11 protein-coding genes, 2 tRNA genes and 1 pseudogene are annotated in these 16,342 nt (G+C 41.3%); 7 read left to right on the forward strand and 7 right to left on the reverse strand.

Going from position 1 to position 16,342, the window contains the following annotated elements:
- Window positions 1-75: 75 nt before the first annotated feature.
- Complete coding sequence (locus tag E0H82_RS16145) at window positions 76-696, reverse strand: TetR/AcrR family transcriptional regulator (RefSeq protein WP_131265729.1); 621 nt, start codon at window positions 694-696, stop codon at window positions 76-78.
- A 127-nt stretch (window positions 697-823) separates the two neighbouring features.
- On the opposite strand from E0H82_RS16145, the gene E0H82_RS16150 reads away from it, so the two are divergent.
- From E0H82_RS16150 to E0H82_RS16720, 3 genes and pseudogenes are all read left to right on the forward strand, one after another.
- On the forward strand, window positions 824-2,260 hold the full coding sequence (locus tag E0H82_RS16150) for an efflux transporter outer membrane subunit (protein ID WP_131265730.1): 1,437 nt from the start codon (window positions 824-826) through the stop codon (window positions 2,258-2,260).
- Window positions 2,261-2,311: 51 nt separating this feature from the next.
- A complete protein-coding gene (locus tag E0H82_RS16155) occupies window positions 2,312-3,664 on the forward strand; it encodes an MATE family efflux transporter (protein ID WP_131265731.1) in 1,353 nt (450 codons plus the stop codon).
- 261 nt (window positions 3,665-3,925) lie between these two features.
- Window positions 3,926-4,188: pseudogene (locus tag E0H82_RS16720) on the forward strand (IS982 family transposase); the annotation flags it as partial.
- Window positions 4,189-4,396: 208 nt separating this feature from the next.
- Here the strand turns inward: E0H82_RS16720 and E0H82_RS16165 are convergent.
- The 6 genes from E0H82_RS16165 to lldP all read right to left on the reverse strand — a co-directional run bounded on the left by E0H82_RS16165 (window position 4,397) and on the right by lldP (window position 12,384).
- A tRNA-Ser gene (locus tag E0H82_RS16165) sits at window positions 4,397-4,486 on the reverse strand.
- Window positions 4,487-4,573: 87 nt separating this feature from the next.
- Window positions 4,574-6,610 carry an NADPH-dependent 2,4-dienoyl-CoA reductase gene (locus E0H82_RS16170; protein ID WP_131265732.1) on the reverse strand — a complete coding sequence of 679 codons (2,037 nt, stop codon included), beginning with the start codon at window positions 6,608-6,610 and terminating at the stop codon, window positions 4,574-4,576.
- 181 nt (window positions 6,611-6,791) lie between these two features.
- On the reverse strand, window positions 6,792-8,489 hold the full coding sequence (gene dld / locus E0H82_RS16175; RefSeq protein WP_131265733.1) for a D-lactate dehydrogenase: 1,698 nt from the start codon (window positions 8,487-8,489) through the stop codon (window positions 6,792-6,794).
- A 291-nt stretch (window positions 8,490-8,780) separates the two neighbouring features.
- Window positions 8,781-9,935, reverse strand: coding sequence for an FMN-dependent L-lactate dehydrogenase LldD (gene lldD / locus E0H82_RS16180; RefSeq protein WP_131265734.1), 1,155 nt, complete (start codon window positions 9,933-9,935; stop codon window positions 8,781-8,783).
- 2 nt (window positions 9,936-9,937) lie between these two features.
- Window positions 9,938-10,681: a transcriptional regulator LldR gene (lldR, locus tag E0H82_RS16185; protein WP_131265735.1), complete on the reverse strand. Its 744-nt coding sequence runs from the start codon at window positions 10,679-10,681 to the stop codon at window positions 9,938-9,940.
- A 32-nt stretch (window positions 10,682-10,713) separates the two neighbouring features.
- Window positions 10,714-12,384 carry an L-lactate permease gene (lldP, locus tag E0H82_RS16190; protein ID WP_171458310.1) on the reverse strand — a complete coding sequence of 557 codons (1,671 nt, stop codon included), beginning with the start codon at window positions 12,382-12,384 and terminating at the stop codon, window positions 10,714-10,716.
- A 566-nt stretch (window positions 12,385-12,950) separates the two neighbouring features.
- Between lldP and argG the strand changes: the two genes are divergently transcribed.
- The 4 genes from argG to E0H82_RS16210 all read left to right on the forward strand — a co-directional run bounded on the left by argG (window position 12,951) and on the right by E0H82_RS16210 (window position 16,332).
- Window positions 12,951-14,291, forward strand: a complete 1,341-nt coding sequence (gene argG, locus E0H82_RS16195; RefSeq protein WP_131265737.1) for an argininosuccinate synthase — start codon at window positions 12,951-12,953, stop codon at window positions 14,289-14,291.
- 266 nt (window positions 14,292-14,557) lie between these two features.
- Window positions 14,558-15,592 (forward strand): dihydroorotase, encoded by a 1,035-nt coding sequence (pyrC, locus tag E0H82_RS16200; RefSeq protein ID WP_116762306.1) that lies wholly within the window; start codon window positions 14,558-14,560, stop codon window positions 15,590-15,592.
- Window positions 15,577-16,236: a ribonuclease T gene (rnt, locus tag E0H82_RS16205; RefSeq protein WP_165492975.1), complete on the forward strand. Its 660-nt coding sequence runs from the start codon at window positions 15,577-15,579 to the stop codon at window positions 16,234-16,236. Before pyrC ends, rnt begins: the two co-directional genes overlap by 16 nt.
- 20 nt (window positions 16,237-16,256) lie before the next feature.
- Window positions 16,257-16,332, forward strand: a tRNA-Glu gene (locus tag E0H82_RS16210).
- Window positions 16,333-16,342 lie beyond the last annotated feature (10 nt).

Genomic DNA, 16,342 nt, shown 5'->3' on the forward strand with positions numbered 1-16,342 from the left:
GAGCCCCCCTTAAGAAATTAATCAGGAGACTCATTTTTAATCAAGTGACCAATTTAGTCAATAGTCACAAATCTATTATGGCGATAAACTTCTCAGTACGAGGCTAGAAAGCAAGACTGGAGCATCCGTGTTATATGAAATACTATGTTGTAAAAGTAGTGGGTGCAGATAAGGTCTCATAACTAAATAAATAGCCTTAACTGCTTCATCAATTGGAGTTTTTCTTTCAAAATCACCAGATTGACGACCTTCTTGAATAATGTTTTGTAGTACTTTAAGGATTCGATTTTCATAAGCGACTGTTGCATCCCATTTCTCGGAAGCAGCAGAAGCGGCAATTTCATAAAGCTTACGCTCTTGAGAAAATAAACGAAGGCTTGCTTCAACAATTACTTTAAATAACACCCTTAATTTTTCTGCGGGATACTCAGCTTCTTTAATGGCTGTATTAACTTCATCTTCAATTTCACGTAAACAATTGGCACATATCATTTCGCCAATCGCTTGTTTAGATTCAAAAAATTTATAAATATAAGCTTTAGAAAAACCTATAGATTTTGCAAGATCAGAAACTGTAGTTTTCTCATAACCATATCGGCTGAAATGCTCTGTAGCGGCACTCAGGATTTGATCTCTTACGTCATGATCTTCTGGTCCTCGCTTCGAAACAGGATAACTACTTTTTTCTTTACTCATATTTTCAATTTAAACCTTTATCTGAAAGTGGCAGTTTAACTCTTGCGAAATGATATTGACAACTAGTGACTAAATTGTATTATAGTCACAATTAAACTATTGTTCAAAATCTCGCCTCGGGGGAAATATGTTATCTAGATCTATCGTTCTCCTACCAATCATCGTAAGTACTCTTACTGCGTGTACCGTAGGTCCTAATTATAAACGCCCTAATATATCTCTACCCGAGCAATACCTTGGCACACCGTTAAACTCATCAAATGACAATAGCAAAGCAGATATTGCCGTATGGTGGCAAAGTTTTAACGATCCTCAACTTACTCGATATGTCACATTAGCGTTAAAACAAAATCTTGATCTGACCCAAGCATATACTCGAGTGACTCAAGCTCAGGCAGGATTATCGGCAGCTAATGCCTCTTTACAACCAATAGGTACAGTTGGCGCACAAGCAGCTAAAGTTTACCAATCTGTTGAAACACCATTGGGGCAAGTTTTAAATTCAATGCCAGATTTTGACCGACATGGCAGTTCTTATGAGGCAAATTTAAGTGCAACTTGGGAGTTAGATATTTTTGGAGGCCTTCGTAGAGATCGTGAAGCGGCTCTTGCAAATTATCAGTCTTCAAACGCAGGAGCCTCAGCCGTCCGTTTAATGGTCGCAGCTCAAACTGCCAATATCTATATTAATATTCGAGGCTTACAATCTCGATTAAATATTGCCCATCAACAATTAAAAACTCAACAACAACTTCTTTCAACTATTAATCTTTTATATAGCAAAGGATTAGCTTCCGAATTTCAGGTCAAACAAGCCAAAGCGAATGTCGCTCAAGTTCAAGCTGTTATTCCTGTTCTTGGAATGAATCTAGATATTGCCATGAATGCCCTCGATGTCATGCTTGGAACCGTACCGGGAACTCACCGAGCAGAACTAACAGAAGTAAAACCAATTCCGGTTATTCCTCAGATTACAGAAACCGGAACACCTCGTGATCTTTTACGTAGACGACCAGATCTCATCATGGCTGAAAGACAATTAGCAGCGTCAAATGCACGCATTGGCAGTGCGATTGCAGAATATTACCCAAAGGTCTCTCTAGGCGGTTTGATAGGTAGTGCAACTACAGCAAGTGGAAACTTATTTTCAAGTGGTGCAAATCAGGCTGCTGGCTTATTAGGCTTGCGTTGGCGCTTATTTGATTTTGGTCGAATTAATGCAGAAATTCGCTTAGCCAAGGGCCAAGAAGCCGAAAAGCTTGCAGCCTACCAATTAGCCGTCTTACATGCAGCAGAAGATGTAGAAAACTCATTATCAACTTTGTCCAAACGACAAGAACAGTTAATGGCTCTCCAAGATGGAGAAAATGCATTAAAGCATGCACAGAAAATCGCTCTAATTGCCTATCAAAAAGGAATTAACAGTCGAATAGAAGTATTACAAGCAGATTCAAGCGCTTTGCAATTTTCAGATAGAGAACTTCAAGCACGAACTGATTCGGCCCTTGCAGCTGTAGCAGTTTACAAATCACTAGGTGGCGGCTGGCAACCTCAAAATTTTTAAGACAACCCTATTGCAATTGTAGGCAAGTAATTCATAAAACGAGAATCTGTTATGCAAGAACAATCAGTACGCCAGTCTTTAAGTACACACGATTTAAATCATGCCATCTTAAACGGCCCAATAACCCAAGTAATGCTAAAACTGGCGTTACCGACCATAGCTGTTCTACTCGTACAAACATTGATTGGATTACTAGAGACATATTTTGTAAGTTCTTTGGGAACTGACGTAATGGCAGGTGTAGCCGTTGTGTTCCCAATTCTTATGCTCATGCAAATGCTAGCAAATGGTGGGTTTGGGGGAGGTTTAGCCTCAGCAATTGCTCGGGCTTCTGGAGCAGGACAATCAGAAGATGTCCAATCCCTTGTCTGGCATGGTGTCATTCTTGCTGGCCTTTTGGGAGGAATTTTTAGTATTGTTATGCTCAGCGCTGCTCCCACCATCTACCACTTAATGGGGGTTACGGGCTTAGCTTTGAATGCTGCTCTAAAATATTCCAATATTATTTTTATTGGTTCACCTCTCATATGGGCTGTAGCCTTACTCTCAGCAGCTTTACGCGGTGCAGGTGATACAAAAACCCCAGCTCGCATAACACTTCTAGGTGGAGTACTACTTTTACCTCTATCACCTATTTTTATTTTTAGCTGGGGATTCATTCCTTCATTTGGTGTGGCCGGAGCTGGACTCGCTGTATTAAGTTATTATATTTTTGCCATCATATGCTTAATTAGACACATGCGAACAACGCATAGCATTATCAAATTATCGATCAAGCCCATTAATTTTCAGTTCTTCAAAGATATTCTTGGTATTGGTTCACTATCCGCTATCGGAATAATTCAACTCAATTTAACTGTTGTCCTCATAACTACCCTAGTTGGTCAATTTGGATCTGATGCAATCGCTGGGTACGGTATTGCGTCCCGATTAGACTACATACAAGTTCCGCTTATGTTCGGTATCGGTTCAGCAATCATGACCATGGTTGGTATTAATTACGGAGCTGGACAATTTCAAAGAGCACGTCGTATAACATGGATCGGGGTTTTCATTACGTTTCTTATTACTGGCTCAATAGGACTTTTCTTTAGTATTTTTCCTTCCATTTGGCTTGGTTTTTTTAGTCATGATCCATCTGTTCTTCAGACTGGAATAAATTACTTGCAGCATGTTGCGCCTTTTTATGGCGCGATAGGTATTGGTATGGCACTTTATTTTGCAGGCCAAGGTTCAAAACGATTATTAGGCCCTCTCTTAGCAGGTACGACCAGAATGATCATTGCTGCTGTTATTGGAAGTATCTCTGTCTTATATTTTAATGCAAGTTTATCAACCTTCTTTCAAATCATTGGAGTCAGTGCTTTGATATTTGGTTTAGTATCACTAATGACAAATTTTTAACGAAAAAATAAGGAAGATCACTCATCCCTTTTTTTCTCAAGATTAAACTATTAAGAATAGTCGCGTACTTTATGCTACACCAACTCATTAACGCTTAAAAAAACTGAAATGTTAAGGTATTAATTGATGCCTTAACATTCACTCAATGCAACTTTGCTGAACAAATATTTGAAAGGAAAACCCCTCCTAAATCACTCAAATTCAAGTACTGAATTGGGTATGAGTGATGATATCCAGTTTGAAGCTTCTTGCATTTCAATTTACATCAATGAAGAATTAACCCTGAACAAACAAAACATTAATTTGATGACCTATCATCATAAAAACACACGGATAGTTCAATTATCAAAAGAAGATGAATATCACCTAAGACAGCGCAATAAAATAGAAACTTTATTTAGCTTACTGAAAGACACGTACAATTTAAAGCTCGAGGTGTCACAGGGATTTATGCATCGTTATATGCTTATCAGGTTTGTCATCAAAACAAGCCGATGATTCATATTATGGAAATATCGGCTTAAGCAGGATTCAGGTTATTTAGAAAGATGAGCTGTTGTCATGACACTATAAATATAGCTAGATTTAGATACAGTTTTTAAACTACATTCCTTAATCTTTCAAATACGGGTTAAGGAGCCAATTCAATCCAAAATTTGATGTGGTGACTATCCTTTACAAAATGATAGACAATAAAAAAGCCCCTGTATTAATACAGGGGCTTTTTGAATTTGGCGGAAGCGGTGAGATTCGAACTCACGGAGGACTCACACCCTCGTCGGTTTTCAAGACCGGTGCATTAAACCGCTCTGCCACGCTTCCATGTGCGAGAGAATACTAAGCTTTTTCATTTTAGACAAGTAAAAAGTACGGTTAAAGCATTCAAGTGCGTATTGTTTCATCAATTCCTTAAAGTTTGGCTGCAATTTCAGCACCATCGCGGATTGCACGCTTGGCATCAAGCTCTGCTGCAAGCTTTGCACCACCAATAATATGATAATTGGCTAAAGTGGCCTGCCCTTCTTCATTTGGCATCAAATCTTTCACAGATTCTTGTCCTGCACACACCACAATTGTATCCACTCGAAGTAACTGATCCTGACCATTGGTTTCAATCCATAAACCTTCATTGGTCACGGCTTTATACTGCACACCACGTAACATGCGTACCGCATGTTTTTTTAATTGTGCACGATGCACCCAACCCGAAGTTTTGCCCAATCCAATGCCTAATGGCGTAGTTTTACGCTGTAATAAATAAATCTCTCGTACAGGCGCTTCAACTTCTGCATGTTGCAAACCACCTTCTGTCATATAGTGCGCTTCAGCATCGACGCCCCATTCTCGCTTCCACTCTGCCAAAGGTTGTGGCTGAGGCTGATGTGGCGGTTTTAATAAAAACTCAGACACATCAAAGCCAATTCCCCCCGCACCAATCACGGCAACACGGTGACCAACTGCTGCTCCTCGCAGTACTTCCGCATAAGAAAGTACATTCGGTGCATCGCTGCCTTGAATCTTTAAGGCCCGTGGCGCGACTCCCGTAGCAATAATGACCTCTTCAAAACCTTCTCGCTCTAATTGTTCGCGGCTGACTTGAGTATTTAAGCGTAGCTCGACCCCGGTTTTTTCCAGTTGCACTTTAAAATAGCGAATCGTTTCGTGGAATTCTTCTTTGCCAGGAATCACTTTAGCTAAATTAAATTGTCCACCTACTTCATGACTGGCTTCAAACAATGTCACTTGATGCCCACGTTCAGCCGCAACTGTCGCTGCCGACATGCCTGCCACACCACCACCGACCACCGCGACACGTTTAGGCTTAGCGGTTTTGACATAAACCAATTCAGTCTCAAATGCCGCACGTGGGTTGACCAAGCAAGTTGCTCGTTGATTTTTAAAGGTATGATCCAAACACGCCTGATTACAGGCAATACAGGTATTAATCTCATCCACCCGATTGGTCGCTGTTTTATTGACCCAATAGGGATCTGCCAAGAATGGACGTGCCATTTGCACCATATCGGCTTTGCCTTGCGCCAATATTTCTTCCGCTGTATCTGGCATATTAATTCGGTTCGAAGCAATCACAGGTACTGTCACATGCTTTTTCACTTCTGCAGTATAGTCAGCGAATGCTGCACGTGGCACCGAAGTCACAATGGTCGGAATACGCGCTTCATGCCAACCAATGCCTGTATTTAATAACGTAATACCTGCTTTTTCTAAAGCTTGTGCAACGGTAATCACTTCTTGCATGGTGTTGCCATCATGCACCAAATCCAACATAGATAAGCGGAAACAGATAATAAATTTCTCCCCCACTTTCTGACGGATTGCTTTGACAATTTCAACCGCAAAACGCATACGGTTATCAATCGAACCACCCCAACGATCTTGACGTTGATTGACATGACGGCTTAAAAACTGATTCAGTAAATAACCTTCTGAACCCATAATTTCGACACCATCATAACCCGCCAATTTTGCAAGATATGATGTTTGGGCATAATCTTGAATCGTGTCCAAAATGAGTTTTTCACTCATCTGGCGGGGTTTGAATGGTGAAATAGGCGACTTAATGGGGCTGGCAGATACCACGAAAGGCTGATAGCCATAACGACCCGAATGTAAAATCTGCATGAGAATTTTTGCCCCATGCTTATGCACTGCATGGGTCACCAAGCGATGCGGTGCAATATCCCCCATGGTATTCATGGTACCGCCTGCAGGAAGCAACCAACCTTGACGGTTCGGCGAAATTCCACCCGTAATAATCAGCCCAACCCCACCTTTCGCGCGCTCGCCAAAATAGGCAGCCAATTTAGGATAATTATAAAAGCGGTCTTCTAAACCTGTATGCATAGAGCCCATCACCACACGGTTTTTAATGGTGGTAAAACCCAAATGAAGGGGTTTTAAAGTATTTATATAGGGTGTGGTCATGGTGAATCCTTATAATTTATTTGCTTTGCAACTTGTTGCATAATACTTTAACGTGATTTTTTATTTTGTTTATGGCTTTAGCAGACTGATTCGCAAAATAATCAGCCAATAAAAAAGTGTAGCCAAATTCTATTACGAGTTGACTACACTTTTATCACAACTTATGAATCAGCTGTTGTATTTACTTCCAGTATTTTAACTTCGAAGTCTGTCCAATGCCCACATTAAAACTATTGGTTGGGTCAAGTTTTTGATAATGCTGTTTTAATGCAGATTTCGCGACATATAAATGTCCAACATTATGCTCCGCTGGATATTCAGCACCACGATCATCCAGTAAATGCCACATTTGATGCTCCATCGCTAAAGGATCGACACCTTTTTTGACAATATAGTCTTGATGGAACACATGACATAAAAAATGGCCGTAATACAGTTTATGTACGATCATCTGGTCCATTTCTTTAGGCAAGGTTTCCACCCATTCACGGTCATTACGACGCAAAGCAATATCCAGCGCTACAATATCTTCCACTTCACTCCGATGGGTATCACGATAACGAATCGCAGCACCTGCGACCGCAAAGCGATGTAAAAAGGCTTTTCGTCCTTCTTCATCCGTACAATGGAAAAAATTGCCTGTAGAACGTTGAGCGAAATAGCCACTCAGAAACTGTTTCACTTGCTCCACATCCTGATTTTCAATGCGTAAAATCAGATGATGTTCGTAAAGATCACGAAATTCGTTCATACGTTTTGGTAAATGATTCGGCATAAACTTGGTGATCAATTGCAAGACTTTATCGGACAATCCTTTCAAGCCTACTTTTTCCAAATAGCCATCAACTTTGTCTTTCATGGCAAAAGCAGCAGGCACTTTAGCCGTACCAAATTTTTCAATAAAGACAAAAGTATCTTTACCATATTCTGCACCAATGTCATATGCGATGCGGTGAATGTATTCCCCTGCAATCGGTAATCTCGGCAAATCTTTCAGTAAAAAACGACGAATCTCGGTCAAATCATCCTGTGCATTGGTGCCCACATAAAACACCTGACTTGGAATCTTCTCGAAAGTATCTAGTCGAACTGCAAACACACAAATTTTTCCTGCCGAACCAGATGCTTCAAACAAGCGGGATGGATCAGCATTAAATCGTGCAGGGGTCGCTTCATCTACCTGTTTGACATCATGGGCATAACGCTGGTCAGATGCACAACAACTTGGATTATGCTGCACATCAAGCATTTGATATTGCTTGTTTTGCAGACGAGACAAGATTTCTTCAGGCGTAGTACCTAAATCCACTCCTAAATGGTTGACGAGTTCCAATCGCCCTGTCTCATTGACTCGCGCATACAATGCCAGCTCAGTATAAGCAGGACCACGACGTACCAAGGCACCGCCTGAGTTGTTGCAGACTCCACCTAGTACTGATGCACCAATACATGAAGAACCAATCACCGAATGCGGTTCACGATTAAAGGGTGCCAGTTCTTTTTCTAAACGGTCTAAGGTTGCTCCAGGCAGACAAATCACTTGCTGCCCATCACGGATAATTTGAATGCCCGTCAACCGACGTGTGCTCATCAATACCACAGGGCGGTCATAATCATCACCAAAGGGGGTTGAACCACCTGTCAAACCGGTATTGGCCGCTTGCATAATTACAATACAATCCGCATCAACAGCAGCTTGTAGGACTTGCCATTGTTCAAGCAATGAACCCGGTGCGACAACAGCCAACACTTTTCCCGCACCATAGCGACGACCTTGGCGATATAAGCGTGTGTCTTTATCTTCAGTTAATACATGTTGTTTACCAACAATCGCGATGAGCTTTTGAATGGTTTGCTGTGCAGCTGATTGAGTTTGCATATGAAATTTCCCTATTCCAAATGTTAATCAGGAATAATGTTTATTAATCTAATTTTTTATTTAAGTTTTGAATTAAAAATAAAAACCTAAATTTTAATCCTGTATTGGAAGAATCCCCCTTTAAAAAAGGGGGACTTTTTCATTCCTTCAATCTTGAAAGATGTAGCCCCTCCCTTTCTAAAAGGGAGGCTGGGAGGGATTAAAGTAAAATGAATTGGGAGATGAATTAAAAAATTTAAATATTTTCAACTCATAAACTTATGACTGAACCACTACACTCGTTAAAGCTCTTCACTCAGCCAATTCTCGCTCTAACTTCACCAAACAGTCAGATGTAATATCTGTAATGGTTTTGGCACCAGTCAACGTCATGGCAACCCGCATTTCTTTATCAATCAGTTCCAATAGATTAGAAACACCTTCACCACCCGCAGCACCTAAGGCATAAACAAAGGCACGACCCAGCATACAGGTGTCCGCACCCATCGCTAGCATACGCACCACATCTAAACCATTACGAATCCCTGAATCTGCGAGGATTTTAATATCGCCTTTGACCGCATCAGCAATTGGCGGAAGCGCACGTGCAGAAGATAAAACACCATCGAGCTGACGACCACCATGGTTTGAAACCACAATACCATCCGCACCAAAACGCACTGCATCTTTGGCATCTTCGGGATCAAGAATGCCTTTAATCACCATTGGGCCATCCCAAAACTCACGAATCCACTCTAAGTCTTTCCATGAAATAGACGGATCGAAGTTAGAACCTAACCAACCGATGTAATCTTCGAGACCAGTCGGCTTACCCAAATATTTAGAAATATTACCCAAATCGTGCGGACGTCCCATCATGCCGACATTCCACGCCCAATGTGGGTGGAAACACGACTGCATATAACGACGCATTGCGGCATTGGGTCCACTCATTCCAGAGTGGGCATCACGGTAACGTGCACCCGGAACAGGCATATCCACGGTAAATACCAATGTTGAACAACCCGCTGCTTTGGCACGCTCTAAAGCATTACGCATAAATCCGCGATCGCGCAGCACATATAATTGGAACCACATTGGACGCTGAATAGCAGGTGCCACTTCTTCAATTGGACACACTGAAACCGTCGACAATGTAAAAGGAATGCCTTTTTTATCCGCTGCCACTGCCGCCTGAACTTCACCACGACGCGCATACATACCCGTTAAACCTACTGGTGACAATGCCACAGGCATCGACAAGGTTTCATCAAATAGTTTGGTTTCAAGACTCAGCTCTGACATATCGTTCAGAACACGTTGTCTTAATGCAATTTTAGAAAGATCTTCTACATTGCGCTTCAGGGTATATTCTGCATAGGCTCCACCATCAATGTAGTGGAAAAGGAATGGCGGTAAACGACGTCTCGCAGCTTCGCGATAATCATTTGCAGATGAAATAATCATGGTTATATCCTGTTTAAACGGCTCGAACGTTGTCGACGGGCTTCTTCCTCATCAATCGAACGTACTTGCTGAACTACAAACTCAATGTGCCCACACACAGCCTTGCGTGCAGCTTCTGGGTCTCGGCGCTCAATGGCATCAATCACTTGCAAATGTTGCTCATGCAATTGATCAAAACGATGTGCTTCGGAATAGACTTTGCGTCGTCCTAAAGCCACGTTAAATTGCAACAAATCGAACACGCCACGCATGACTTGAATCAGCACCAAATTATGAGAAGCTTCTGCAATCGCCAGATGAAAATTGGCATCGGCGCGTGCAGCTTGCTCATCATCGCCCAAAGACTGAAAATGGGTAATCTGGTCATAACAATCACGGATGTGCTGAATATCTTCAGGGGTAGCACGTAAAGCCGCATGCCATGCCGTGCCACCCTCCAAAATAATTCGAGCTTCCTGCACATCAAAACGATAAGCAGGATCTTCATCAATTAACTCACTCAGTGGTTGCACAATTTGATGTTGCGACCAAGAGCTGGGTAATTGCTGTAAATAAGTTCCCGCACCGACTTTGCTGACCAGCATACTCTGACTGGTCAGTTGCTGTATTGCCTCTCGCAAAGAGGAACGGGATACACCAAGTTGCTCACACAACTTTCTTTCAGCAGGCAAACGGTCTCCAACTTGCATATTGCTTTGTTCAATCAATACACGCAGGCTTTGTACAGCTTTATCGGAGACTTTCATCTGCTTTCCTTAACGTTGGTACACAATTTGTGTTATGGAATCATCCATGGGAACACATAGGCTTGTAAGGTAATAATAATACCCATCATGATTGTGAACGTTATACTGTGTTTTACGGTAAAACGGAATAAATCAGACTCTTTACCGACTAAGCCTACCGCTGCACAGGCAATCGCAATCGATTGAGGCGAAATCATTTTACCTGTTACACCACCACTGGTATTGGCCGCCACCAAAAGCACTTCTGGTACACCAATTTGTTGTGCCGTTGTTGCCTGTAAAGCAGCAAATAAAGCATTGGCAGAGGTATCTGAACCTGTGAGGAATACACCAAGCCATCCTAAGAATGGTGAGAAGAAGGTAAATGCATGACCTGTATGGGCAAGCGCCAATGCCAATGTTGCAGACATGCCCGAATAGTTAGCAATAAAAGCAAAAGCCAACACCATACCAATAGAATAAATTGGAATTTTTAATTCATTAATAGTTTCACCAAAAGTAATTACTGCTTCTTTTGGCTTCATTTTTAAGAAAATAATGGTGATGATTGCAGCAATTAAAATTGCAGTACCCGTTGCCGAGAACCAATCAAATTTATAAATTGCATCGTAATCTTTAATTTCAGGAACAACAGGTGGCATCTTTTGAATCATTTGATGCAAATATGGCACTTTGATTGCAATCACGAGGTCATGTAATGCGCCATCTTTGGTAAATAAATCCTTAAACGGTTTTACGCTCCAAATCGTGACCATCACCGTTAAAATTGCAAAAGGTGACCATGCTTTAGCAATTTGAGCAATTGAATATTTCTTTTGCTTTTGTTCTGCTAAATTCTCATCAACATTGCCTTCTTCATTGGCAAAACGGAAAATATGTTTCGGCTGCCAGTATTTCAATAAAATCGTTAATGAAACCAAAGAAGCAATCGATGCCGTAATATCTGGTAATTCAGGACCAACAAAGTTTGAAGTTAAATATTGTGCAATCGCAAATGAACCACCACCAACAATAACGGCTGGCCATGTTTCTTTCACACCGCGCCAACCATCCATAATTGCCATGATCCAGATCAATACGATGGGCACCATAAATGGTAACTGTCGACCGACCATCTGACTGATCTCATGTGTGTCTACACCAGACACCTGACCTGCCACAATAATTGGAATCCCCATCGCACCAAAAGCCACAGGCGCGGTGTTCACAATTAAGCAAAGACCTGCTGCATATAAAGGTTTAAAACCTAAACCTACCAACAATGCTGCGGTAATTGCCACAGGTGCACCAAAACCTGCTGCACCTTCTAAGAAAGTACCAAAAGCAAAACCCACGAATAGCATTTGTAAGCGCTGATCTTCAGTAATCGACAAAATAGAAGAACGAATAATGTCGAACTGGCCGGTCTTCACCGAAATTTTATACAGGAAAACAGCGCCAATAATGATCCACGCAATAGGCCATAAACCGTAGAAGAAACCATAAACCATGGATGCCAAAGCCATCAGCAAAGGCATTTTATAAGCAAATAAAGAAACAAGCAGTGCAAGTACAACTGTGATCGTACCTGCCACACTGCCCTTCATACGAAAGACCGCTAGGGCTAAAAAGAAAAAGATAATTGGAATAAGTGCAATTAAACTGGAAAGCCAGATATTGCCAATAGGATCGTAAACTTGTTGCCAATGTTGAAGCATTGTCATCTCCTTGAAATGCTTACTAGAGCCTTGAGTTGGTCAGATCATCCTGAGGTAAAACTACCTAATTGGTCAGACCAATAAACCAAAAGTGTAAAAAAATAATAGCTGTTTGCACCATTATAGTAATTTCAAACCTTAAACAGGTCAATAAAAAAGCATGATAAATATATTGGTCATACCAATATTTTAAATCTGTTTCATCAAGACACTCCGTTTATAAAAAATGAATAATTGTTGTAACACTACTGTTTTTATTTGTTTTTTTTAAACGACCAACACCAGACTGCACAATTATTCAACTTTAGTCGAATTAATGTGTTTGTTGAGGATTTATCCAGCCTTCAAGGCAGTTCTCTGATTTTTATGTGAATTACAAAGCTTCAAACCGTAGCAAAATACTGCTTTTGGGGGCTTTAATTTACGTATATCCATTAGAAAATTTACTGTTTTTTTTATTTTGACTTTGTTTTGCGAAAACAAGCGTCTGGAAAAGTGCTACAATCGCAAAAATATATATTCTTTCAGGCCACCCATTCTCGGTGCCTATATTTATATCGTTAGGATTAACAATGACTGATAATGCAACTATCTTGCAGAATGTCCCAGTTGGCAAAAAAGTTGGTATTGCCTTCTCTGGTGGTCTAGATACTTCAGCTGCTTTATTGTGGATGAAACAAAAAGGCGCAGAGCCTTACGCATATACGGCAAACTTAGGTCAACCTGATGAAGATGACTACGATGCCATTCCGAAAAAAGCGGAAGCTTATGGTGCAGTAAAAGCACGTCTAGTAGACTGCCGTTTACAACTTGCACTTGAAGGTATTGCGGCAATTCAGTGTGGTGCATTCCATATCAGCACTGGCGGTATGCCATATTTCAACACGACTCCGCTTGGTCGTGCAGTAACAGGTACAATGCTTGTTACCGCGATGAAAGAAGATGACGTGAACATCTGGGGTGATGGCTCAACGTATAAAGGCAACGATATTGAACGTTTCTATCGTTATGGCTTGTTGACCAATCCTGCACTTAAAATTTACAAACCGTGGTTAGACCAAACATTTATTGATGAGTTAGGCGGCCGTGCAGAAATGTCACAGTTCCTCATCGACAATGGTTTTGACTACAAAATGTCGAAAGAGAAAGCTTACTCAACTGACTCGAACATGTTGGGTGCAACTCACGAAGCAAAAGACCTTGAATACCTCAATGCAGGCATCAAAATCGTTGATCCAATCATGGGCGTTGCGTTCTGGAAAGACGATGTAAAAGTTGAAGCTGAACAAGTTTCAATTACTTTTGAAGAAGGTTTTCCTGTTGCAATCAACGGTCAACGTTTTGAAAATCCAGTCGACTTTATTCTTGAAGCGAACCGTATCGGTGGTCGTCATGGTTTAGGGATGTCTGACCAAATCGAAAACCGTATTATCGAAGCGAAATCTCGTGGTATTTATGAAGCACCGGGTATGGCCCTTCTTCATATTGCTTACGAACGTTTAGTTACTGGTATTCACAACGAAGACACGATTGAACAATACCGTATTAACGGTTTACGTTTAGGTCGTTTGTTATACCAAGGCCGTTGGTTCGATTCTCAAGCGCTTATGCTGCGTGAAACTGCACAACGTTGGGTGGCTAAAGCCATTACGGGTACAGTGACTTTAGAATTACGCCGTGGTAATGACTACACCATCATGAACACCGAATCTCCGAACCTCACATATGAAGCTGAGCGTTTAACGATGGAGAAAGGTGATTCAATGTTTACGCCAATGGATCGTATTGGTCAGCTTACTATGCGTAACCTCGATATTACAGATACACGTGCAAAACTCGGCATTTATACAAACTCTGGTTTGTTAGCTGTAGGTACTGGCTCTGCAGTTCCACAATTGAAAGACAAAAACTAAGTTTTCAATTGCTGAACACTTAAATAAAAAACCGTCCTAAGTTGGCGGTTTTTTATTTTTATGAGTCTCATCCTACCCGTATTGATTCTTCGCAGATGAAATGGCATTAATCAGAGAACTGATTGCTTTTGACATTTCTCAATCACACAAAAACAATAAAAAAGCCTTTTTTATTTACCAGAATTAAGCCATTTATCTGTAATTCAGCTTAGCATTACAGACTGATATAGATTATCATCTGATTTATTTTTTAGTCCGAAATCGCCTTGAATACGATTACTCTTTTGCAGCCAGACGATTGGCATGCCCACTTACGTGACGGTCTTGCCCTGAAACGCACTGTTCCAGATTTAGCTAAGCAATTTAAGCGTGCGATTTGTATGCCAAACCTTGTTCCACCTGTAAAAACTGTGGAAGAAGCGCTTGCTTATCGTGAGCGAATTATGGCACATGTGCCTGAAGGTAACGCATTTGACCCTCGTATGGTGCTGTATTTTACTGATAGCACGCCTGCAAGCGAAGTCAAAAAAATTAAAGACTCTGAGTTTGTTAATGCCATCAAGCTTTATCCTGCGGGTGCAACCACCAACTCGGACAATGGCGTAAGCGATATTCGTAAAGTGTACGCGGTGATTGAGCAACTTGAAGAACATCAAGTACCATTACTGTTACATGGTGAAGTCACACATAATCACGTCGATATTTTTGACCGTGAAAAACGTTTCCTAGATGAAGTTTTAGCACCACTATTAAAACAGTTCCCGAAATTGAAATTGGTACTTGAGCACATTACTACCAGTGAGGCTGCACATTTTGTGTTAGAACAAGACCGTAATGTTGCTGCAACAATTACGCCTCAACATTTATTGTTCAACCGTAACGACATGTTGGTTGGCGGGATTAAGCCTCATTTCTACTGCTTGCCAATTTTAAAGCGCCAAACACACCAACAAACCCTGTTGGAAGTGGCAACCAGTGGCAATCCTAAATTTTTCTTAGGCACAGACAGTGCACCACACTCAAAAAATGCCAAAGAAAATGCCTGTGGTTGTGCGGGTTGCTATAGCGCACCAACAGCAATTGAACTATATGCTCAAGCTTTTGACCAAGTAAACAAACTCGAACGCCTTGAAGGCTTTGCCAGCCTTTTTGGTGCAGACTTTTATGGTCTTCCGCGTAATACTGAAACCATTACACTGGTTAAAGAAGAGCAAGTCATTCCTGAAAGTTTTGATTATTTAGATGGTGACAAAATTATCCCGCTTTATGCAGGTAAAACCATCCAGTGGAGAAAAGTGTGACAAATGAAACTCTACCAGTAATTGGTCAGCGTTTCCGTGGATTTTTACCTGTGGTAGTCGACGTCGAAACTGCAGGTTTTAATTCGCAAACTGACGCGTTGCTAGAAATAGCTGCGATTCCAATTATTTATAATGCTGAAGGCCAATTCGTTCCAGGTGAAGCCCATCATGCACACATCAATCCATTTGCAGGTGCCAATCTAGATCGACGCTCATTAGATTTTATTGGGATTGACCCATTTAATCCTATGCGTGTTGCAATGGCTGAAGATGAAAAATCAGCACTAAAACGTATTTTTAAAGCCGTGAATGAAGTGCGTCGCCAACAAAATTGCACCCATGCTATTTTGGTCGGTCATAATGCACACTTTGATTTAGGTTTTGTTCAGGCAGCAATTGCGCGCACGGGCACTAAAAATCAGAATCCATTTCACAGCTTCTCTGTGTTTGATACAGTGACTTTAAGTGCGATTACCTTTGGTCAAACGGTACTTGCCAAGTCATGTATTCAAGCTGGAATTGAGTTCGATGGTAAAGAAGCACACTCGGCTTTGTATGACACTCAAAAGACTGCTGAACTGTTTTGCTATATTTTGAACAAACTATCTCCTCACCTACTTGACACTATGGTGGCGGATCAATAAGATACCGCCATCTTCTAAACGTCCCTATCGTCTAGAGGCCTAGGACATCGCCCTTTCACGGCGGTAACCGGGGTTCGAATCCCCGTAGGGACGCCATCTATTTGCA

It is taken from the genome of Acinetobacter sp. ANC 4910 (assembly GCF_004331035.1).
GTDB lineage: Bacteria > Pseudomonadota > Gammaproteobacteria > Pseudomonadales > Moraxellaceae > Acinetobacter.

Coding starts and splice junctions, on each gene's coding strand:
- argG (WP_131265737.1), top strand. CDS start 12,951: ATGACTGATAATGCAACTATCTTGCAGAATGTCCCAGTTGGCAAAAAA.
- E0H82_RS16150 (WP_131265730.1), top strand. CDS start 824: ATGTTATCTAGATCTATCGTTCTCCTACCAATCATCGTAAGTACTCTT.
- lldD (WP_131265734.1), bottom strand. CDS start 9,935: ATGATTATTTCATCTGCAAATGATTATCGCGAAGCTGCGAGACGTCGT.
- lldR (WP_131265735.1), bottom strand. CDS start 10,681: ATGAAAGTCTCCGATAAAGCTGTACAAAGCCTGCGTGTATTGATTGAA.
- lldP (WP_171458310.1), bottom strand. CDS start 12,384: ATGACAATGCTTCAACATTGGCAACAAGTTTACGATCCTATTGGCAAT.
- dld (WP_131265733.1), bottom strand. CDS start 8,489: ATGCAAACTCAATCAGCTGCACAGCAAACCATTCAAAAGCTCATCGCG.
- E0H82_RS16145 (WP_131265729.1), bottom strand. CDS start 696: ATGAGTAAAGAAAAAAGTAGTTATCCTGTTTCGAAGCGAGGACCAGAA.
- E0H82_RS16155 (WP_131265731.1), top strand. CDS start 2,312: ATGCAAGAACAATCAGTACGCCAGTCTTTAAGTACACACGATTTAAAT.
- E0H82_RS16170 (WP_131265732.1), bottom strand. CDS start 6,610: ATGACCACACCCTATATAAATACTTTAAAACCCCTTCATTTGGGTTTT.